We start from the raw sequence: 20,304 nt of genomic DNA on the forward strand, positions 1-20,304 counted from the left end.
AAATTAGCGAAATGATAATGCTATTATGCCGCATAGCGAGAGCGGCTGAAACTGCTTGTGCAAAACTCTCCGAAAAGAATCAAGTTAAGCGCTAATGAGTAATGCCTAGTTTCTGCAGAACATCGTATAGGCCAGCGGGCCCTTTATATTTGTACTCGTTTTTTTCGTCCGTTTGCGGCTGCTTCTTCTTTTCCAGCCGCTGACGAACCCGCCAGTCCAGGTTATGAAGAAGCTCCAGGGGCAAACGATCAGGCGTTGCATCGGGAATAAGCGGCTGAGGATGAGTTGCGTCCTGTAGTTTAAAGTCTGACAACTGACTAACTGTTGCATAGACACCACTAGCCAGCACCATGCCTGGCTTTACATCTAAAGGCCGCGTTCTGCCGGCACCAATGGTTCTTTGCCAGTTAACTTGCGCAGGGCGCTCAGAAATAACCGGGTCGTCACCCAAGGCAGACACCCAATAAGCAAACTCGCCCGCGAAGCCGTGATTAACTGCTTCGCTCGCGTGTTGCTCAAAGAAATGAGCGGCCTGGTTTTCGACAGCACTATTCTGTACAGCTGAAACTTGACTCATTAAGACTCTGGATAATCGGTTACAGATACTTCTGTATCGGCCAAAGTCCTAAAAGTTTAAGTTTTCTCTTTACAGCTAAGCTAAGACTGTTATTATACGCGCCTCTTGAGTGGAGGGGTTCCCGAGTGGCCAAAGGGATCAGACTGTAAATCTGACGGCTCAGCCTTCGCAGGTTCGAATCCTGCCCCCTCCACCATTTCTTTACTGCACCGGCAGTTGGCTATCAGCCTGAATTACTCTTCCGAAAGCGTTATAACCACCTTACCCTGAGTTTTATTATCTGCAACATAATCCAGTGCTTGCTGAATATCGTCAGCGGCAAAAACCTCATCGATGATAGGTTTTATGGTGCTGCTTTTAAACTTATCGCCAAAATCACGCCACAAACCCTGTAAAATTTTTCCTTTGCGTTCCGGTGATAATGCTCGCAGAGTTGAGCCAATCAGCTTTTGGCGCTTCATCAGCATACGTCCGAAATCAACTTCGCCAGTCACGCCAGCCATTAAACCAATTAAAATAATACGGCCATCCTGTGCCAGATACTGCTGGTCTTTTGCTATAGACTCACCAGCGACAGGATTCAGAATGACGTCGACTTCGCCAAGAGCTTTAACTTCTTCAACAATGTTCTGTTTGTGCCGGTTTATCGCATTTTTCGCCCCCAGTTTCAGGCAAAACTCTGATTTCTCTCCACTACCCACTATGGCGGTAAGCTCATTACCACTTTCCCGGCACAACTGGATCAGTGACGAACCCACACCGCTGGCACCCGCATGAGCTAATACCCGCTCTCCGGGCTTTAAGTCAGCCAGCTGATACACATTGAGATAAGCAGTGGCAAAAGTTTCCAGCCAACCCGCAGCTTCTGCATTACTCCAGTTTTCAGGCACCTCCAGTATTTGTTCAGCAGAAACATTCACTTGTTCAGCAAAACCGCCGCCAGCCAATAACGCGCTGACACGTTGCCCGGTTTGCCAGCCATTGACTTCGCTACCTACTTTTTCTATAACCCCACAGACTTCTAGTCCAGGAATAGTTGAGGCACCTTTAGGTGGTGGGTATTTCCCTGCTATTTGCATTAAGTCGGCACGATTAAGCCCGGCGCTCAGTACCCGCAGCTGAACTTCATTAGCCTGTGGCTCGTCCAGCTCAGGATGGTTCTTCCAGTGTACTTTTTGTTCGGAAATAGCAATTGCTTTCATATCAGCCTCTGTTGCCGCTTAACATTATTGAAATTAGCCAGTATGCTGTCGGTATGAATAAGATCAGGATACTGTTTGACGCAAATGGACAAAACCTTAGAGCTCAATAATAAACGCGTATTATTAATAGATGACCAGAAGCCCTTTCAGGTCATGCTCAAAGGCTTGCTGTTAAACTTGGGGGCGCAGGACGTACAAGTCAAGACCACCGGCGAAGCAGGTATTGCCGCTTACATTAAAAACCCGCACGATATTCTGTTAGTAGACTATAACCTTGGGCGTGGTCGCAATGGTCGTCAGGTTTTAGAGGAACTGCAAGTTCGAGGGTTAATGAAAGAGCATACTCTGTTCTTTATTATTACCGGTGACAACACCCGACCTATGGTTCTCAGCGCACTTGAACTGCAACCCGATGATTACTTGATGAAACCGTTTTCACATCGAGTGTTGCGCTCCCGTCTTGTGCGAGCCTATAAGCGTCGCATGTGGTTAAAGGACGTATTCAAAGCGCTGACAAATCATGATTATGAAGCCTGTATTGGTGCTTGCCAGAAACATATTCAATCTAACAGCCGCTACAGTAATTACTGCCGCAAACTGCAAATTGAGTTGTACAACAAAACCGGTCAATTAGATAAAGCGGAAACGGCAATTAAAGAACTACTTGAGGAAAACTCTCACAGTTGGGTCTTTCTAAAACTGGCTGAAACGCGGTTATTACAAAACTCTCCCGAAGAAGCCCTGAATATTCTTAATCATTTAATTAAGCGCATGCCTAATGCTGTTGAAGCTTATGACCTGAAAACCGAATGTTACCTTCAACAACAGCAGCTGGAAGACGCTTTGGAAAGCGCCCGTGATGCCATCACCATGGCGCCATTTTCAATTGAAAGGCAAACCAAACTGGCCCATATTGCCCGCGACAACGGCGACTTTGACATTGCCAAGCAAGCCATGAACAACGTTTTGCAAATAGCTCGTAAATCGGTTTTTCGTAACGCACATCACTTATGCAACTATTTACGCAGCATTTTAGATGCGGCCGAAAATAGCGATACACCGCAGCAAATCAGTAAGTATCAGACGGAAGCAACAATGGAGCTGCAACGAGCCCGCTATGACGAGCATCTGTTGCATGCCGATATTTCGTTTGAGGATTTGGAATCCATTTTATTATCGCGTATTGATTCATTTAATGGTCGTTTACGCGAAGCTCAGCAACGCTTAAACGAGGTTGTTGGCGAAAAACTGGCGCACAACCAGCCTATCAATAAAGACTTACTACCTGACGTTATCGCCATTTTACTGGATGTCGGGGAGTATGAAAAAGCGAATGCGCTAGCAGCGAATCAGGATGAAAACCCGACTCTTGACAGTTATACCACTAAAATTTTACAGGCACGCTTAGCTGCAGCTCAAAAACAGCAGGATAACTTCTTTGAAGTTCATAAGGCGGGCTTAGATGCTTATCAGCAAGGCAACTATATTCGTGCACTGGAGCTGTTTCGTAAAGCCATGGAGGCCGCGCCAATGAATAGTGGTGCTGCACTTAACTTTATTCAGGCGGCCGTCCGTTATGTTGAAGAAATTCCAGGTGGAGAGCGAGTTCGGCTTAAGAAAGAATGCGATAATTGCTTTAAAGTCTTAGAGGGGCTCCAATTATCCAGTAGCCACAGTAACCGCTATGAGCGGTTACTGGAGCAAACTGAAGGGTTGGAACTGCGCTAGCTCAGCTTTTGGTTAGCGGCTAACTGACCTGATTGATAATCCTTAATAGCCTGCTCAATCTGATCCGACGAATTCATGACAAAAGGACCGTGTTGGGCAATGGGTTCTTCAATAGGTTTAGCGGCCAACAAGATAAAGCGCGCATGTTCAGTAGCGGAAAAATCTAAGGTTTCAGCAGGATCAAGCAAGATCAACTCGCCCTCTTTCGCCGCCTCCCCATTCACTGTCAGCTCACCCTGATAAACATAAGCCAAGCGTCGTTTTTGCCCTTGTGACGGCAAGCTGAAGCTTTCACTTCCTAAGTGAACATCCAGCATTAGAAAGTCTCTTCCCGGCGCGTTTACGGGGCCTTCCTGTTGCTGGTATCGCCCTGAAATAATCCTGATCAGAGCATCATTATTTTTCAACTCAGGAATACTGGCTGCCGGATAGTCGTGCCACTCAGGTTCACTCATTTTTTCATCGGCCGGCAAATTGACCCAGAGCTGAAAGCCCCACATAAGGCCTTCAACTTGCTTCGGCATTTCGGCGTGAATAATACCTTTCGCTGCTTTCATCCACTGCACACCACCAGCATCCACTTCACCGCTATTACCAACAGAGTCTTTATGCTCCATCGTACCCGCCAACATATAGGTCAGGGTACAAAAACCACGGTGTGGGTGCGGCGGAAAACCGGCAATATAGTCGTCCGGGTTATCGGAGCGAAACTCATCCAGCATTAAAAACGGGTCCTGATGCTTTAAACCCGGCTGGTTAATAATACGAGTGAGTTTAACTCCCGCGCCGTCCTGCGCTGGCATTCCCCGGTGTTTGGCTAAAATAACACTCATGACTGGCTACTCCCCTTGCTACTACGGTTATGTGCCTGATGAAAATCGATTTCCGGCCCCTTAGGCACTATTTGCGTCGGATTAATGGTTTTATGACTGGCATAGTAATGCGTCTTAATATGGTCCATCACGACGGTCTCCTCCACGCCCGGATGCTGGTATAGCTCCAATAGGTAATTCCACATGTTAGGATAATCGACAATGCGCTTCTTATTGGTTTTAAAATGCCCAAAATAAACCGCATCGAAACGCACCAGAGTAGTGAATAAGCGCCAGTCCGCCTCGGTTAACTCGTCACCGGCTAAATAGCGGTTCTGACTAAGAATGTTCTCTACTTTGTCTAAGGCAGCGAATAGCGATTCATACGCTTCTTCATACGCCTGTTGTGTAGTCGCGAAGCCACTGCGGTAAACACCGTTGTTAATGTCGTTATAAACCCATTCATTAACTTCTTCTATCTGCTTTTGCTTATCTGCAGGAAAGAAGTCCAGTGTATTCCCGGTCAGTTCATTAAACGCGGAATTAAAAATACGGATAATTTCGGCCGACTCATTGTTCACAATGGTCTGATTTTTCTTATCCCACAGTACTGGAACGGTTACTCTTCCGGTGTATTCCGGGTCGGCTTTTAAATACAGCTGATAAAGAAAGTCCGCGTCATACAGTGGTTCGTTAAGTGGCGCATCAGCAAACTCCCAGCCATTCTCCAGCATTAGCGGATGCACAACGGAAACGTCGATATGACTTTCCAGACCTTTTAATTTACGGAAGATAAGCGCCCGGTGAGCCCACGGACATGCGTAAGAAACGTAAAGGTGGTAACGCCCGGATTCAGGCTCAAACTCAGTACCCTGCGCTACGGTATTGCGAAATTGTGATTCGCTACGGACAAAGCGGCCACCATGTTTTTTGGTGTCATACCACTTGTCGTGCCATTGACCATCAACTAATAAACCCATAATAAACTCCTTAAGTTGGTATACCCTTATAATAGAGTCTATTTTTTGGAATTATTAGCGCATTATTTTCTATTTATTTTTCTAAAAAATAGAACTATAGAAAAGATTCAACCACATCAGCGGCTTTTTCGCTCGCCGACACCTTCAATTGCTGGTGAATATTCGTAAACTGCTCCAAAAGCGGCTGGTTGTCTTGCTCAATTAACCGCACTAGCGCTTGTTCGATTGCCTCTTCCGAAGCTTCTGATTGAGCCAGTTCCGGCACAATTTCTTTACCCGCTAAGAGGTTAGGTAAAGAGAAAAAAGGTGCGTGAAACAAACGTTTAATGATTTGATAAGACAACCAATGAAAACGATAAGCGACTACCATTGGCCGTTTAATCAGCAAGGCTTCAAGCGCAACAGTTCCCGACGTTAGCAGTAAATAATTGGCTGCCGCCATAACTTTTCGACTTTCACCAACAGGTAATACAATATCCAGTTCAGGACTGAACTGATCAACTAATTCCCGAAATTGTATGGCTCGAGCTTCGCTTATCATAGGAGCAACAAAGCGTAATTCCGGATATTTTTTTGCTAGCTTGTTCGCTACATTCAGAAATACCGGCGCCATACGGGCAATCTCACCCTTACGACTTCCAGGTAAAATGGCAAGATACGTAACATCAGGTTCAAGTTCCAGCTCGTTACGTGCTTCCGTCTGTTGCCACTGCATAGGAATATCATCTGCCAGAGGGTGACCAACAAAGGTTGCTGGTAGCTGGTGTCTATCGTAGAAGTCTTTCTCAAAAGGCAATAAACACAGTACGTGATCCACTGCCTTTTTTATGCCTTTGATACGACCTTCACGCCATGCCCAGACAGATGGACTGACATAATGAATAGTAGGGATACCGGCTTTTTTAAGGCGAGCTTCAACCGTCAGATTAAAGTCAGGAGCATCAATGCCTATCATCACATCCGGTTGCTCAGAAATAAGATAGTTGACCAGGTTCTTTCTGTGTTTTAACAGCTTAGGAAGTTGCTGAAAGACCTCAGCAATGCCCATAACGGCCAAATCATCCATGGCAAAGAACGAGTCCATTCCCCGTTCTGCCATTAAAGGCCCGCCGACTCCAATAAAAGTTGCATTGGGGTGACGTTTGGCAATGGCCTGCATTAGCCCGGCGCCTAACAGATCACCCGAGTGCTCACCGGCAACAATAGCTATTTTAGGCGGCTGATTGCAGCTCATTACGGACGAATAATGCCTCGTGAACTGTTTTCAACAAAAGCTTTAAAACCATCCAGCACCGGTTCATTTAATGCTGAAATACCTTCCAGGGCTTCGTCTACAGTCAGGCTGGAACGGTACAAAATTTTATAGGCACGACGGACATTTTGAATTTGTTCGGGCGTATAGCCGCGACGCTTTAAACCCTCGGAATTGATTGTTCTGGGCTTGGCGTTATGACCCTGCGCCATCACAAAGGGAGGGATATCCTGAACGATAATAGAGTTAACCGCGGCAAAAGAGTGAGAACCAATATGACAAAATTGATGCACACCACTCATGCCACCCAGAATAACCCAGTCACCTACGTGAACATGGCCAGCCAGAGTAACCTGATTAGCAAAGATATTGTCATTACCTATGACGCAATCATGCGCAACATGTACGTAGGCCATAAACAGGTTATTATCGCCAATTTTAGTTAACGAGTTATCCTGCACCGTGCCACGGTGAATGGTTACCGACTCACGGATGACGTTGTTGTCACCAATCTCAAGCTGTGTCGGTTCACCGTCGTATTTCTTATCCTGACAGTCTTCACCAACCGACGCAAATTGATAAATGGTATTATTTTTACCAATGGTTGTCGGGCCTTTTAAAACAACATGAGAGCGGATATCGCAGTTGTCGCCGATAACAACATCGGGGCCAATAACCGTCCAGGGACCGACACTAACGTTAGTACCGAGTTTGGCGCTGGGATCGATAATTGCGGTTTCGTGAATCACTTAAACTTCTCTTCTTGCACAAATAATTTCGGCAGTACAGGCAACGTCACCGTCGACTTCCGCGCGGCCGGTAAATTTCCAGATACCACGACGTTCTTTTTCGAAGGTAACGAAGAAATCAACGGTATCACCGGGGATAACCTGACGTTTAAAACGAGCATTATCGATACCGGCAAAAAGGTACAAATCGTTTGCATTCTTTTTGCTTTCGGTAATTTTAAAGCCTAATAAACCACAAGCCTGAGCTATAGCTTCGAGCAATAACACTCCCGGGAAAATAGGCTTAGCCGGAAAATGCCCATTAAACATAGGCTCATTAAAAGTCACGTTTTTTATCGCGTGCAATGAGTCTTTAGAGTTTGTTTCTATAACTCTGTCTATTAATAAAAACGGATAACGATGAGGCAGTAAATCTAATACGCCCTGAATATCAAACCCTGATTCCGTAATTTTCAAACCTTTCACCTTACTCAATTATTATCGTCAGCTTGTTTTTCTAACTCTTTGACACGCTTGAAAAGATCATCCAGCTGACGGAATCTCGCTCCATTACGTCGCCATTCACGATGTCCACTGGCAGGAATACCTGACGCATAAACACCTGGCTCGGTGATTTCTTTTATCACCATAGCAAATCCCATAATTTGCACGTCGTCGCACACACTAATATGACCGTTAATAGCCGAAGCTCCGCCTATCATACAACGCTTACCAATGCGACAGCTACCGGCTAGTACAGTACAGCCCGCAATAGCCGTGTCTTCATCAATGAAAACGTTATGTGCTATTTGACATTGGTTATCAATAATACAACCCGACGAAATAATGGTGTCATCCAGCGCTCCACGATCGACCGTTGTACTGGCACCAATTTCAACGTTGTCTTTAATAACGACACGCCCCAACTGAGGGATTTTTAGCCATTTACCATTATCAGGTGCCCAGCCAAAACCGTCAGCACCAATAATAGAACCGGAATGAAACAGGCAGTCATCGCCAATAACACAACGATGGTAGATTTTAACGCCTGACCAAAGTGTGCACCCAGAGCCAATTTGCGTTTCAGAGCCAATATAGCAATGTGATCCAATACTGGTGTTATCACCAATTATAGCGCCATCATCAATGACCGTATATTCGCCAATGCTAACATTTTTGCCTATGCTGGCTGACTGCGCAATTTTCGCAGATTCAGCGACACCCTTCGCTGGTTTCGGCGTAGTGTCTAATAGCTGCGCTATTCGAGCAAAAGCCGCGTAAGGGTTGGACACCCGAATCGCGTTATCAATCGCATCGCTGTCGTCTCTTTCAGAGACAATAACAGCACCCGCAGAGGTTGTTTCTAACTGGCTTTTGTAACGGCTATTCGCCAGAAAAGCGATAGCGTCACCAGTAGCAGACTGCAAGGTCGCCACGCGCAAAATGGGGAGCTGCGAATTGCCTCGCACCTCCCCACCCACATGGTCAGCCAACTGCTGCAATGTGTACTCAGACATAAATTAGTTACCTGAAGTCATTTTCTCGACAACGGCGTTAGACAAGTCATTATCGGCTTTCATGTAAGTAACCGCGTTGCTTTCAAGAACCATGTCGTAGTCTTTAGCTTCTGCAACAGCAGTAATCGCGTCCTGAACTTTTCCAAGTAGCTTGTTACGTTCTTCATTTTGGCGACTACGAGTATCTTCTTGTAACGCTTTGCTCTTCAGCTGTGCTTCAGAGATCGTTTGCTCAAGATCACGCTCTAACTGAGTTTTCTCAGAAGCGGACATGATTGATGCATCGCGTTCCTGTTTTTGACGCAGTTCCTGAACTTTCTGTTCAAGGCGACGCATTTCTTCAAAGCGATCCTGAAACTCAGTTTGCAGTTGTTCTGAAATTTGCTCACGTTGTGGCAACTGCTGGAATACTTCCATCATATCGACCACACCTATTTTTTGTTGTGCCTGTGCGGCACCAGCAAAAAGTGCTGTGGAAACAGCAACCGCTGCAGCTGTAGATTTAATTAACTTTTTCAAGGTAAAACTCCTTCAAATTTTATCACTATATTTAATTATTATTATCAGAATGTGGTTCCGATATTAAATGAGAACACTTGGGTTTCATCACCCTCAACTTCTTTCAAAGCCCGACCTAACGAGAAAGTTAATGGGCCCATTGGAGATATCCATTGCACTGACACACCAGCCGATGCACGGAAGTCCCCCGGCGAACTATAGTCGGTTAACGGTTGTGGACTGGTATTCTCCAAGTCCTTGTATCTATCGTAGTCGAATTCAGTATCCCAAACCATACCAAAATCAACAAAGACACTAGTTCGTATGCTATTACGCATACCCTCATCAACAAATGGCGTCGGTACAATCAGCTCCACTCCGCCAGACACTTTAGCGTTACCGCCTAAAGAGTAATTGTTTTGCACAAACAACTGCTGGTTACCCGTTTCTGAACTGTAGTTCGGTGTCGGCAACCCGGTGAAATCCGGAATACCCTCAGAGTTGACCGACTCAGGTACAACATAGACAGCCCTCGGACCGACAGTATTAGGTTCAAAACCGCGTAAATCGCCCTGACCACCAATACGGAAGTATTCCCAGAACGGTAAGAGGTAATCATTTCCAGCATCGTCTTCACCGTAACCGTTACCATAACCTAAATTCAGTCTGGTGAGAAATGACCACTGCTGGTCACGACTTAACGGATAATAGTGCTTGTACTCATAGTTTAAACGAAAATACTTTACGTCACTAAATGGCGCCGAAATTTCGGCACTAGCACGCTGCGAGGATCCACTAGTCGGGAATGTTCCACGATTAAGCGTCACCCGAGACCAACCGGCATTTAATTCATAAATATCGAAACTGATTGGTCGCTCCGGATTCTGGTCATCCAGATAAGAGCGGTAAAACTGCTGGATTTGCTCGATACTTTGGTTCTGCGAATTAACACTCACTTCCTGATTTTTATAACCCACGCCAAAGTTTAAGCGGTTAATTTCATCTATTGGAAAGCTAAGTCCCGTGGATAACCCATAGGTTTTCTGATTATAGTTAACGAGGTTTTGTGCATTACCTGCGTCAAACTCGCTCATATAAATCTGACCTGAGAGTCCAACACCATTCATAGTGAAATAAGGGTCGGAATACGACACACTGACGTTTTTATTAAAACGACTGGTACTGATATTGAACCCGACTCGGGTACCCGTACCTAAAAAGTTGTTTTGCTGAACACCTGCGTTAAGTTGCAGACCTGAGTAGTCTCCGTAACCAATACCCGCATTAAAGGAACCTGAAGGTTGCTCTTTAACCTTATAAGTCACATCTACCTGATCATCCCGGCCTTCAACCCGTTCAGTGGACGTTTCTACGGTTTCGAAATAGCCCAGACGCTCAAGACGAACTTTACCTTGCTCAATGTTGCTGTCAGACAACCATGCGCCTTCAAGTTGACGCATTTCACGGCGTAACACCCGGTCTTTGGTCGCGCCATTGCCTTCAAAATTAATATGACGAACGTAGACGCGTTTTCCTGGGTTTATCGAAAAGGTAATTTTAACCGTTTTATCTTCATCATCGTGCTCAGGGATAGCTCTAACTTCTGGATACGCATAACCATAGCGACCATAAAAGCGGCTGATCATGTCTTCAATATAAGTAACCTGTGCCGCGTTATAGAGCGTGCCTTTCTCAATTTTAGCAATTTTTCCAACCAACTCGTCATGGCCTTTTAAATCACCAATGACATCGGTCTCGCTAATTTTATATTTATCACCTTCACTGACATTTATAGTGATATAAATGCCTTCGCGATCCGGCGTCATAGAGACCTGTACAGACTCTACCCGGAAGCGCAAATAGCCGCGGTCACGATAAAATGACTCTAAGGTTTCCAGGTCACCGCTTAATTGTTGTTTCTGGTAACGCTTTTCGCCTATAAAGTTCCACCATGGAAGGCTATCCCGAAGTTCAAAGGTATCCAGTAATAGCTCATCAGCGAAAGCTTTATTGCCCACAATATTAATTTGCGCAATTTCCGCCGCATCACCTTCTTCAAAGTTCATGCGTAACTCAACACGGTTACGTGGCAAGTCCACAACCTGAACTTCCACCGACGCATTATATTTACCCACACTGTGATAAAAGTCTTCCAGACCTTTTTCAATGCCAGAAATAGTGGTTCTGTCTAAAGGTTCACCAGTAACAATATTATTATCAACTAAGCTTTCCTGAAGCTGCTCGTCTTTAATATCGCTGTTACCTTCAAAGGTGATTTCGGCAATGGTTGGCCGTTCACTAACAGTGAAGATCAAAGTGTCTTCACTTCTGCGCGCATCGATATAGTCGAAATGAGTAGAAGAATAAAGTGAGCGAATAGCGCTGCGAATTTGCAACTCGCTAACTTCGTCACCGACTCTCACAGGTATGTAGGTTAACGCAGCACCTAAAGCGACACGTTGTAATCCTTTTACTTCAATATCTTCGACAACAAATTCATCTTGTGCGTAGGCTGGTGCTACTGCACCTGCAATCATGGCACTCACTAACAGCTTTTTAAACGTCATTATCACTAGCTACTTATTGTTAATTCGTGACTCAGAATGCGAAACGGGCGATGTCATTTGATATTGCTAACGCCATCAACGCGAATACCAGCACCCCACCAATCCTATAGCAAACGTCTTGCACTCTTTCGGATACCGGCTTACCGCGCACCCATTCAATGCTGTAAAACATCAAATGACCGCCGTCTAATACCGGTAAAGGTAATAAATTAATTATCCCTAAATTGACACTTAACAGCGCCAAAAAACTTAAAAAATAAACGAACCCATTGCTGGCACTAACTCCAGCACCTTCGGCAATACTTAAAGGCCCTGCCAGGTTCTTTACAGAAACATCTCCGGTCAGCAGTTTACCTATCATTTTCACGCTAACAACCATCAATTCCCAAGTTTTTTCTGCGCCTTTCGCTAAGCCGCTAAAAAAACCATATTGATGCGTGAAAACGTAATCATCTGGCAAAGGCTCTGTTACCGGAACTACGCCAAGGTAGCCTATGACACCATTTTGGCTTTCCCGTTCCCCTATTTGAACAGAAATTTGCTGCTCAACCTGATTCCTCTGAACCGTAAATAAAACGTCCTGTCCCGCCGATTCAGCGATTATTTTACGTATTTCAGTCCAACTTTCGACACTTTCATCACCAATTCGGGTGATTGTGTCACCTTCTTTTAATCCGCCGGCCTCGGCTGGGGAGCCACTTTCTACCTGGCTAAGTTCGGTATAAACAGCGGGTTGATAAACCTCAATTCCCAAACTGCCAAAGGTCGATTCCGTTTCCGGATCAAACTGCCAGCCACTTAAATTCAGTGTGCGTTTTACTTCGTCACCGTCCGGCGTTCTTAATGTGAGTACTGTTTCATCGTCGCCAATTGCCGACATAAGCCCCAGCTGAACCTGTTGCCAGTCATAGGCTTCAACATTATCAACTGAGAGAATTTCGCTACCTCTTTCAAGCTGAGCTTCGGCTGCAACAGAGTCGGCTTTTACATAGCCGATAACCGGTTTCACCGTGGGAACACCAATGCCAAACATCAACCATAAAACAGCGACCGCTAAAACAAAGTTCGCGATTGGACCGGCAGCAACTATCGCAAAACGTTTATATACTGATTGCGCGTTAAAGCTAACATCTCGCTCTTCCTCGCTGACATCATCAATACGTTCGTCCAGCATGCGAACGTAGCCACCAAGGGGAATAATCCCCAGTTGATAAACCGTGCCGTCTTTGCCTTCACGTTTCCATATAGCCCTGCCAAAACCTACCGAGAAAGTTAACACTTTTACACCGCAGCGGCGCGCAACCCAAAAGTGCCCAAACTCGTGAAAAGCAACTAAAATACCGAGAGTTACAACGAAGGAAAAGAAATACCAAATTGCGTCTATCACTGTGCGTACTCCTGCAACCATTTATTGGCTGCTAAACGCGCTTGTTTATCTATGGCTAACAGCGTCTCTAAGCTGTCGGCCTCATCAGCTTGTATTGACTGCAATACCGAATCACAAACTTTTGCAATATCAGTAAAACCAACCTGTTCTTGTAAAAATGCAGCAACGGCAACTTCGTTCGCCGCGTTTAAAGCCGTAGTGGCCCACTGCCCTTCCCAACATGCTTCTATCGCCAACTGTAAACACGGATAACGTTGCGCTTCGGGCTGCTTAAAGGTCAGTTCGGCTATTTGAGTAAAATCTAAGCCCGCAACACCGCTTTCTAAACGCTCTGGATAACCCAACGAATGGGCTATAGGCGTGCGCATGTCCGGTTCACCCATTTGAGCAAGTACGGAACCGTCGGTGTATTGCACCATAGAATGAATAACGCTCTGCGGGTGAATAACAACTTTCAGTTGGTCACGCGAACAATTGAATAACCAGCGGGCTTCAATGTATTCCAGCCCCTTGTTCAGCATGGTGGCAGAATCCACTGAAATTTTCCGACCCATGGACCAATTTGGGTGATTGCATGCCGCACCAGGGGTTTGTTGCGGCAACTCCTCAAGAGGTATATCGCGAAACGGACCGCCGGAGCCGGTTAACAGTAAATACTGAATGCCATGCTCCGCTAACGCCATAGTACCAACCTGTTGCTGCGCAGCCTGGGGTAAACACTGAAAAATAGCGTTGTGTTCGCTGTCGACCGGAATAATTCTAGCGCCGGAACGTTGAGCATGATCAATAAACAACTGACCGCTCATAACCAGAGCTTCTTTATTGGCTAACAGTACATCTTTACCTGCGTCAATCGCAGCTAGTGTCGGTGATAGTCCGGCCGCACCGACTATAGCCGCCATAACCACATCCACCTCACCGTCCGAACTGACCTCAGCTAAAGCCTGATCTCCATACATAACCTGAGTTGAAGTCTGTTGACCGAGAAGCGCTTTAAGCTCCGCAGCAGCATTTTGTGAGCCCATAACCGCGTATTGCGGATTATGCTTTACACAAAGCTCAGCCATAGCACTAATCTGGCTATGGGCTGTTAAGGCAAAAACCTGAAAGTCATCCGGATGCCGTGAGACAACGTTCAATGTGTTTTGACCAATAGAGCCGGTTGCTCCCAAAACTGTTATTCGACGCATAGGTTTAATGCAAAAACTCCAGATAAGCTAAGGTGAAAATAGGCACTGCAGCGGTAAGACTGTCAATACGGTCAAGAATTCCCCCGTGCCCGGGTAAAATTGAACCGCTGTCCTTAACCCCTGCACTACGCTTAAACATGCTTTCGTTTAAATCACCAAATACTGAAGCAACCACAGTAAACAATCCGGTTAAGTAATAACCGGTAAACTGATCGGCAGGCACTTTAGTCCAGTGCGCCACAACCATCATCACCACAAAAGCTAAGGTCACACCACCACAAAGGCCTTCCATTGTTTTACCCGGGCTTACCGCTGGCATCATCTTATTACGGCCATAACGCACGCCGGCAAAATACGCACCAACATCAGCAGCCCAAACCAGCAGTAAAATAAAGAGAACCACCCAGCCACCAAAGAAGCGCGACTCATCAATATCAATTGAGCGAACCGTGACTAATGCCGCCCAGGTAGGAATAAAAATTAACAAACCAAATACACCGACAATGGCTCGGGTTCGTGACCACATACGTCGGCTGGAGGGATAATTTACGATCATTGCCAACGCAACGACCCACCAGACACCGCCAGCCAAAATAGTGTAGTAGATGAGTTTAGAGAGCTCACCGCCCTCCCACAAATGCTCGTAGGGAGCCAGCCAGGACAACACGCCAATTATGGCGCCGACAAATAAGGTGTAAGCGATGCGCGCTGAAATGCGACGCACGCCCATTAGCGGAGACCATTCCCAGGCGCCCAGCATAAGGACCCCCTGAATGAAAAGAGCAAAGCCCCACAACGGCAGCATAAAAACACCGTACAGTGCCACCGGAACCAGCAATAGTGCTGTAATAATACGTTGTTTTAGCAAGTGTTATTCCTCTATCCGAGTTTCTATGCCTTGCATTAGCACGGTTAATTGTTCGCTCGTTAAACCAAAACGGCGTTCCCGTTGCGCAAAATCTGTAATTGCCTGAGCAAAGGCCGTATCGTCAAAATCAGGCCATAATACTGAGGTGAAATACAGTTCGGCATAAGCCAGCTGCCATAAAAGAAAGTTACTGATACGATGTTCACCGCCTGTACGAATAAGTAAATCCGGCAAAGGCTGGTCTGCCATCATCAATTCGCCTGCTATTGTCTGTTCAGTAATTTCCGCCGGTTCTATTTCACCCGCTTTCACTCTCTCAGCTAATCTACGACTGGCTTGTGTAATATCCCACTGACCGCCGTAGTTCGCCGCTATGTTTAGATTGAGTCCGCTGTTACTGCGCGTTTGCTCTTCTGCTTCACTCATGCGCTTTTGCAAACGCTTTGAAAAAGCCTCTTTGTCACCAACTATGCGCAAGCGAATATCGTTGTCATCTAATTTTTTAATTTCGCTTTTCAGTACTGACATAAACAATTCCATCAATACCGAGACTTCAGTTGCCGGACGCTTCCAGTTTTCACTACTGAATGCGAACAAAGTCAGTGACTCAATACCGTTACGGCGAGCAAAAGCAACAGCCTTGCGCACTGCTTCCGCGCCGGCTTTATGCCCGAAGGTTCTTATTTTACCGCGTTGTTTCGCCCAGCGCCCGTTACCATCCATTATAATGGCAACATGCTTGGGGACTAACTGCTCAATTGACGGTAATTCTTTCATTCAATCTGCCGTAAACATTAAAAAACGCCGTGCGAGTATACCTGACACGGCGTCATAGACCAACGTAGGGACGGTTTGATGGTTAAATTTCCATCAAATCCGCTTCTTTTGCTTTCAGAGCTTCATCAATTTGCTTCACGAATTTATCGGTCAGTTTTTGAATCTCTTCTTCAGCATTACGTTCTTCGTCTTCAGTAATTTCTTTCTCTTTCAGCAGATCTTTAATATCGCCATTAGCATCGCGACGAATATTACGTACCGCAATACGTCCATTCTCAGCTTCGGCACGAACAATTTTAACTAAGTCGCGACGACGCTCTTCTGTCAACGGAGGTAATGGAATACGAATAACTGCGCCTGCTGAGGCCGGATTCAGACCCAAATCAGAATTAATAATGGCTTTTTCAACTGCCGCTGAAGCTGACTTATCAAACACTGTCAGAGCCAGAGTTCTGGAGTCTTCCGTGGTGATATTAGCTAACTGCTTAAGAGGCGTGTCAGTACCGTAATAGTTCACCATGACACTGTCCAGTATGCTTGGATGAGCACGACCCGTACGCACTTTTGACATTTGACTGCGCAGCGACTCAACACTTTTTTCCATGCGATCTTTAGCGTCTTCTATAGTTTCTTTTATCACTGTCTTATACCCTTTTATTCAATAACTGCGTTTACTCTGCGTTCTTGCTAATCAGTGTACCTTCTTCTTCACCCATTATCACGGCTCGTAAGGCACCCGGCTTATTCATATTAAACACCCGGATAGGCAAAGCGTGATCACGCGCCAGAGTAAAAGCCGCTAAATCCATTACTTTTAACTGTTTTTCCAGTATATCATCGTAATTAATATGCTTATACAAAGTCGCATCCGGGTTACTCACCGGGTCATCAGAATATACTCCGTCAACCTTGGTTCCCTTAAGTACGACTTCAGCTTCAATTTCGATACCGCGCAAACAAGCGGCAGAATCTGTAGTAAAGAACGGATTACCGGTTCCCGCAGAAAATATCACTACACGTCCTGATTTTAGCAAACTGATGGCTTCTGCCCAGTTGTAACTGTCACAAACACCGGTCAATTCAATAGCTGACATTAAACGTGCGTTAACAAAGGCTCGGTGTAAAGCGTCGCGCATAGCCAGGCCATTCATTACTGTGGCCAACATGCCCATGTGGTCGCCCACAACCCGATTCATACCAGCTTTTGCTAAGCCTTCTCCACGGAATAAGTTACCGCCCCCAATGACTAAACCAACCTGAACCCCAAGTTCAACCAATTCTTTAATTTCCTGCGCCATACGATCAAGTACTTTGGCGTCAATACCAAATGGCTCATCTCCCATAAGGGCTTCACCACTGAGTTTTAACAATATGCGTCGATAACTGGGTTTCGGATGGGTGCTCATCATTGCCTCTACTCTTTCCTTTAGTTTAAAAAAAACCGCGTCCTGAACGCTCAAGACGCGGTTTATAATTTTCTATTTCATGGGGCTGGTCGAGACCACGCTATTAGCCTTTACTCGCTGCCGCCACTTGTGCCTGAACTTCAGAAGCGAAATCTTCTTCTTTACGTTCAATACCTTCACCCACTTCAAAGCGAACGAAAGTCACAACATCAGCACCAGCTTTCTTCAGTAACTCACCAACAGTCATTGATGGATCTTTAACGAAAGGCTGACCTGTCAGGCTGATTTCGCCGGTAAACTTACGCATACGGCCTTCAACCATTTTTTCAGCAATTTCTTTCGGCTTACCGCTTTGCATTGCGATATCAACCTGAATAGAACGCTCTTTTTCTACAACTTCAGCTGCAACGTCTTCAGGCTTAACGAATTGCGGGCTGCTTGCTGCAACATGCATGCACAGGTCACGAGCCAGATCTTCGTCACCGCCAGTTAAAGCAACAGCAACACCAATGCGGGCACCGTGAGTATAAGTCGCAACAACGTCGCCAGCTTCAAGAGTTTGAACACGACGAACGTTCATGTTCTCGCCAATTTTAGCCACTAAGTCTTCACGAGTTTTCTCAACAGTCTGACCATCAATGTCAGTTGTTTTTAATGCTTCAACGTCATTTTCTTTATTAGCAAATGCTGCGTTGATAACTTTATCACCGAATTCCAGGAAGCTGTCATCGCGAGCAACAAAGTCGGTTTCACAGTTCAGTTCAACCAAAGTTGCCTGATTACCTTCAGATTTAACTAAGATAACGCCTTCAGCCGCAACACGGCCTGCTTTTTTAGCTGCTTTTGCCTGACCGCTCTTACGCATCAGTTCAATTGCCGCTTCCATATCACCGTCGACTTCCTGCAATGCTTTCTTGCAGTCCATCATGCCAGCGCCTGTGCGCTCGCGCAGTTCTTTAACTAGAGCTGCTGTAATAGCCATGATTCTATTCCTCGATTATTCAGTTGCTTCGACGAAATCGTCTGAGTCTTTCGCTTCAACTTGCGCTGTACGTGCTTCTTTTACCGCTTCAGCAGCAGTGTTCAAGTATAATTGAACCGCACGGATTGCGTCATCGTTACCTGGAACAATGTAGTCCACACCGTCAGGGTTAGAGTTTGTATCCACAACAGAAACAACTGGAATGCCCAGGTTATTTGCTTCTTTAATAGAGATGTGTTCGTGATCAGCGTCGATAACAAACAGAACGTCAGGTAAGCCGCCCATGTTTTTGATACCGCCTAAGCCTTTTTCCAGCTTTTCCATTTCACGAGTATTAACCAAAGCTTCTTTCTTGGTCAGTTTCTCGAAAGTACCGTCCTGGCTCATTGTTTCAAGGTCTTTTAAACGCTTGATTGATTGACGAACTGTTTTCCAGTTAGTCAACATGCCACCTAACCAACGGTGGTTTACATAGTACTGACCACAGTTAATGGCTGCTTCTTTAACCGCTTCAGCTGCTGCGCGCTTAGTACCAACAAACAGGATTTTACCTTTGTTAGAAGCAACGTGCTGCATATAGCTCAACGCGTCGTTGAACATAGGCACAGTTTTTTCGAGGTTAATGATATGAATTTTGTTACGAGCACCAAAAATGTAAGGTTTCATTTTTGGGTTCCAGAAACGAGTTTGGTGACCGAAGTGGACACCCGCTTTCAGCATGTCACGCATTGACACGTTAGCCATAATATTTTCCTTTTTAGGGGGTTAAGCCTCCATACATCCCATAAGCCGACCTGTTCTTAGACAAGCACCCCGCCTTATGTGTCGATGTATGTGTGGATTATAATTTACATACAAGTGTACTTTGTTGGCATAAGGCCAAAAAAGCGTGCGTTTTATACCATAAAGCCGAGCCCTGCACAACAAAAAACCTTCGCTAACTTCTGCTTTGACCCACCTCAAAGATAGCGAATTTTATCAGTCACTGTTAAACTGTCGGCTTTTCCAGCAGTCATGGACAGGAAGAGAATGACCATCTCAATTAAGACACCCGAAGAAATCGAAAAAATGCGCGCCGCAGGCAAACTCGCCGCCAGTGTGCTTGAAATGATTGGTGAATACGTCAAACCAGGCGTAACCACGGAAGAACTGGATGATATCTGCCATAAATACATCACGGATCATAACGCCTATCCAGCACCATTAAACTATCACGGTTTCCCTAAATCGATATGTACGTCGGTTAACCATTGTGTCTGTCATGGTATTCCTGGCCCGAAAAAACTGAAAGACGGCGATATCATGAATATTGACGTTACCGTTAAACTGGATGGTTACCATGGCGACACTTCGAAAATGTTTGTTGTGGGTAAACCTTCAATAATGGCCGAGCGGTTAATTAAGGTAACTCAGGAGTCGCTTTATAAAGCCATAGAAATGGTTAAGCCAGGTATCAAGCTGGGTGACTTTGCTGAAGTTATTCAGAAACACGCCGAAGGCCATGGCTATTCTATTGTTAGAGAGTACTGCGGTCACGGTATTGGCTCTGTATTCCATGAAGACCCACAAATTCTGCATTACGGTGAGGCAGGTACTGGCGAAGAGCTAAAAGCCGGTATGTGTTTCACTATTGAACCTATGGTAAATGTGGGTAAGCGCCATACTAAACTGATGAAAGACGGCTGGACCGTACTGACTAAAGATCGCAGCTTAAGTGCACAGTGGGAACATACATTATTAGTTACCGATAACGGTGTTGAAGTACTGACACTGCGCAGTGATGAGCCTGACTTAGCGCGAGTTATCGAGCACAGCTAACGCATTTGCAGGGGG

General features: G+C 45.6%; 20 protein-coding genes and 1 tRNA gene. 3 read left to right on the forward strand and 18 right to left on the reverse strand.

Translation table 11 applies throughout. The annotated features are described in order from the left end of the window. Positions 1–91: 91 nt before the first annotated feature. Positions 92–577, reverse strand: coding sequence for a VC2046/SO_2500 family protein (locus ACP7H9_RS02855; RefSeq protein WP_011234078.1), 486 nt, complete (start codon positions 575–577; stop codon positions 92–94). A gap of 111 nt (positions 578–688) precedes the next feature. Between ACP7H9_RS02855 and ACP7H9_RS02860 the strand changes: the two genes are divergently transcribed. Continuing rightward, a tRNA-Tyr gene (locus ACP7H9_RS02860) sits at positions 689–773 on the forward strand. A 37-nt stretch (positions 774–810) separates the two neighbouring features. Here ACP7H9_RS02860 and ACP7H9_RS02865 read toward each other — a convergent pair. Next, a complete protein-coding gene (locus ACP7H9_RS02865) occupies positions 811–1,779 on the reverse strand; it encodes an NAD(P)H-quinone oxidoreductase (protein WP_110012527.1) in 969 nt (322 codons plus the stop codon). An 84-nt stretch (positions 1,780–1,863) separates the two neighbouring features. Between ACP7H9_RS02865 and ACP7H9_RS02870 the strand changes: the two genes are divergently transcribed. After that, positions 1,864–3,507 (forward strand): tetratricopeptide repeat-containing response regulator, encoded by a 1,644-nt coding sequence (locus ACP7H9_RS02870; RefSeq protein ID WP_114981473.1) that lies wholly within the window; start codon positions 1,864–1,866, stop codon positions 3,505–3,507. On the opposite strand, the gene ACP7H9_RS02875 is transcribed toward ACP7H9_RS02870, so the two are convergent. The 16 genes from ACP7H9_RS02875 to rpsB form a co-directional block, all read right to left on the reverse strand. Then, positions 3,504–4,340, reverse strand: coding sequence for a pirin family protein (locus ACP7H9_RS02875; RefSeq protein WP_114981474.1), 837 nt, complete (start codon positions 4,338–4,340; stop codon positions 3,504–3,506). The genes ACP7H9_RS02870 and ACP7H9_RS02875 overlap by 4 nt on opposite strands. Then, positions 4,337–5,299: a glutathione S-transferase family protein gene (locus ACP7H9_RS02880; protein WP_114981475.1), complete on the reverse strand. Its 963-nt coding sequence runs from the start codon at positions 5,297–5,299 to the stop codon at positions 4,337–4,339. The genes ACP7H9_RS02875 and ACP7H9_RS02880 overlap by 4 nt, the downstream gene beginning before the upstream one ends. 94 nt (positions 5,300–5,393) lie before the next feature. Beyond that, positions 5,394–6,533: a lipid-A-disaccharide synthase gene (gene lpxB, locus ACP7H9_RS02885; RefSeq protein WP_114981476.1), complete on the reverse strand. Its 1,140-nt coding sequence runs from the start codon at positions 6,531–6,533 to the stop codon at positions 5,394–5,396. Beyond that, positions 6,533–7,300 (reverse strand): acyl-ACP--UDP-N-acetylglucosamine O-acyltransferase, encoded by a 768-nt coding sequence (gene lpxA / locus ACP7H9_RS02890; RefSeq protein WP_034820458.1) that lies wholly within the window; start codon positions 7,298–7,300, stop codon positions 6,533–6,535. Before lpxA ends, lpxB begins: the two co-directional genes overlap by 1 nt. Beyond that, complete coding sequence (fabZ, locus tag ACP7H9_RS02895) at positions 7,301–7,756, reverse strand: 3-hydroxyacyl-ACP dehydratase FabZ (protein WP_011234085.1); 456 nt, start codon at positions 7,754–7,756, stop codon at positions 7,301–7,303. A 14-nt stretch (positions 7,757–7,770) separates the two neighbouring features. Next, positions 7,771–8,796, reverse strand: a complete 1,026-nt coding sequence (lpxD, locus tag ACP7H9_RS02900) for a UDP-3-O-(3-hydroxymyristoyl)glucosamine N-acyltransferase (protein WP_114981477.1) — start codon at positions 8,794–8,796, stop codon at positions 7,771–7,773. Between the two features lie 3 nt (positions 8,797–8,799). Then, positions 8,800–9,315: an OmpH family outer membrane protein gene (locus tag ACP7H9_RS02905; protein WP_051018736.1), complete on the reverse strand. Its 516-nt coding sequence runs from the start codon at positions 9,313–9,315 to the stop codon at positions 8,800–8,802. A 44-nt stretch (positions 9,316–9,359) separates the two neighbouring features. Beyond that, the gene (bamA, locus tag ACP7H9_RS02910; protein WP_114981478.1) at positions 9,360–11,861 is read right to left on the reverse strand and encodes an outer membrane protein assembly factor BamA; all 2,502 of its coding nucleotides are present in this window, start codon (positions 11,859–11,861) and stop codon (positions 9,360–9,362) included. 31 nt (positions 11,862–11,892) lie between these two features. Then, complete coding sequence (gene rseP, locus ACP7H9_RS02915; RefSeq protein ID WP_114981479.1) at positions 11,893–13,248, reverse strand: sigma E protease regulator RseP; 1,356 nt, start codon at positions 13,246–13,248, stop codon at positions 11,893–11,895. Further along, complete coding sequence (gene ispC, locus ACP7H9_RS02920) at positions 13,245–14,438, reverse strand: 1-deoxy-D-xylulose-5-phosphate reductoisomerase (RefSeq protein WP_114981480.1); 1,194 nt, start codon at positions 14,436–14,438, stop codon at positions 13,245–13,247. The genes rseP and ispC overlap by 4 nt, the downstream gene beginning before the upstream one ends. Positions 14,439–14,442: 4 nt before the next feature. Then, entirely contained in the window at positions 14,443–15,306 is an 864-nt protein-coding gene (locus tag ACP7H9_RS02925) for a phosphatidate cytidylyltransferase (RefSeq protein ID WP_011234091.1), read from the reverse strand. A 3-nt stretch (positions 15,307–15,309) separates the two neighbouring features. Continuing rightward, a complete protein-coding gene (uppS, locus tag ACP7H9_RS02930) occupies positions 15,310–16,083 on the reverse strand; it encodes a polyprenyl diphosphate synthase (RefSeq protein WP_011234092.1) in 774 nt (257 codons plus the stop codon). An 82-nt stretch (positions 16,084–16,165) separates the two neighbouring features. Then, on the reverse strand, positions 16,166–16,723 hold the full coding sequence (frr, locus tag ACP7H9_RS02935; RefSeq protein WP_011234093.1) for a ribosome recycling factor: 558 nt from the start codon (positions 16,721–16,723) through the stop codon (positions 16,166–16,168). A 31-nt stretch (positions 16,724–16,754) separates the two neighbouring features. Next, positions 16,755–17,489 carry a UMP kinase gene (gene pyrH / locus ACP7H9_RS02940; RefSeq protein WP_016341299.1) on the reverse strand — a complete coding sequence of 245 codons (735 nt, stop codon included), beginning with the start codon at positions 17,487–17,489 and terminating at the stop codon, positions 16,755–16,757. 103 nt (positions 17,490–17,592) lie between these two features. Continuing rightward, positions 17,593–18,471: a translation elongation factor Ts gene (gene tsf / locus ACP7H9_RS02945; RefSeq protein ID WP_011234095.1), complete on the reverse strand. Its 879-nt coding sequence runs from the start codon at positions 18,469–18,471 to the stop codon at positions 17,593–17,595. Between the two features lie 15 nt (positions 18,472–18,486). Beyond that, positions 18,487–19,215, reverse strand: a complete 729-nt coding sequence (gene rpsB, locus ACP7H9_RS02950; RefSeq protein WP_011234096.1) for a 30S ribosomal protein S2 — start codon at positions 19,213–19,215, stop codon at positions 18,487–18,489. A gap of 285 nt (positions 19,216–19,500) precedes the next feature. On the opposite strand from rpsB, the gene map reads away from it, so the two are divergent. Then, entirely contained in the window at positions 19,501–20,289 is a 789-nt protein-coding gene (map, locus tag ACP7H9_RS02955; protein WP_034820440.1) for a type I methionyl aminopeptidase, read from the forward strand. Positions 20,290–20,304 lie beyond the last annotated feature (15 nt).

The sequence above is a fragment of the Idiomarina sp. ST20R2A10 genome (genome assembly GCF_051842345.1).
Lineage (GTDB): Bacteria > Pseudomonadota > Gammaproteobacteria > Enterobacterales > Alteromonadaceae > Idiomarina > Idiomarina loihiensis.

Coding starts and splice junctions, on each gene's coding strand:
- ACP7H9_RS02855 (WP_011234078.1), bottom strand. CDS start 577: ATGAGTCAAGTTTCAGCTGTACAGAATAGTGCTGTCGAAAACCAGGCC.
- ACP7H9_RS02865 (WP_110012527.1), bottom strand. CDS start 1,779: ATGAAAGCAATTGCTATTTCCGAACAAAAAGTACACTGGAAGAACCAT.
- ACP7H9_RS02870 (WP_114981473.1), top strand. CDS start 1,864: ATGGACAAAACCTTAGAGCTCAATAATAAACGCGTATTATTAATAGAT.
- ACP7H9_RS02875 (WP_114981474.1), bottom strand. CDS start 4,340: ATGAGTGTTATTTTAGCCAAACACCGGGGAATGCCAGCGCAGGACGGC.
- ACP7H9_RS02880 (WP_114981475.1), bottom strand. CDS start 5,299: ATGGGTTTATTAGTTGATGGTCAATGGCACGACAAGTGGTATGACACC.
- lpxB (WP_114981476.1), bottom strand. CDS start 6,533: ATGAGCTGCAATCAGCCGCCTAAAATAGCTATTGTTGCCGGTGAGCAC.
- lpxD (WP_114981477.1), bottom strand. CDS start 8,796: ATGTCTGAGTACACATTGCAGCAGTTGGCTGACCATGTGGGTGGGGAG.
- bamA (WP_114981478.1), bottom strand. CDS start 11,861: ATGACGTTTAAAAAGCTGTTAGTGAGTGCCATGATTGCAGGTGCAGTA.
- ispC (WP_114981480.1), bottom strand. CDS start 14,438: ATGCGTCGAATAACAGTTTTGGGAGCAACCGGCTCTATTGGTCAAAAC.
- uppS (WP_011234092.1), bottom strand. CDS start 16,083: ATGAAAGAATTACCGTCAATTGAGCAGTTAGTCCCCAAGCATGTTGCC.
- pyrH (WP_016341299.1), bottom strand. CDS start 17,489: ATGAGCACCCATCCGAAACCCAGTTATCGACGCATATTGTTAAAACTC.
- tsf (WP_011234095.1), bottom strand. CDS start 18,471: ATGGCTATTACAGCAGCTCTAGTTAAAGAACTGCGCGAGCGCACAGGC.
- rpsB (WP_011234096.1), bottom strand. CDS start 19,215: ATGGCTAACGTGTCAATGCGTGACATGCTGAAAGCGGGTGTCCACTTC.
- map (WP_034820440.1), top strand. CDS start 19,501: ATGACCATCTCAATTAAGACACCCGAAGAAATCGAAAAAATGCGCGCC.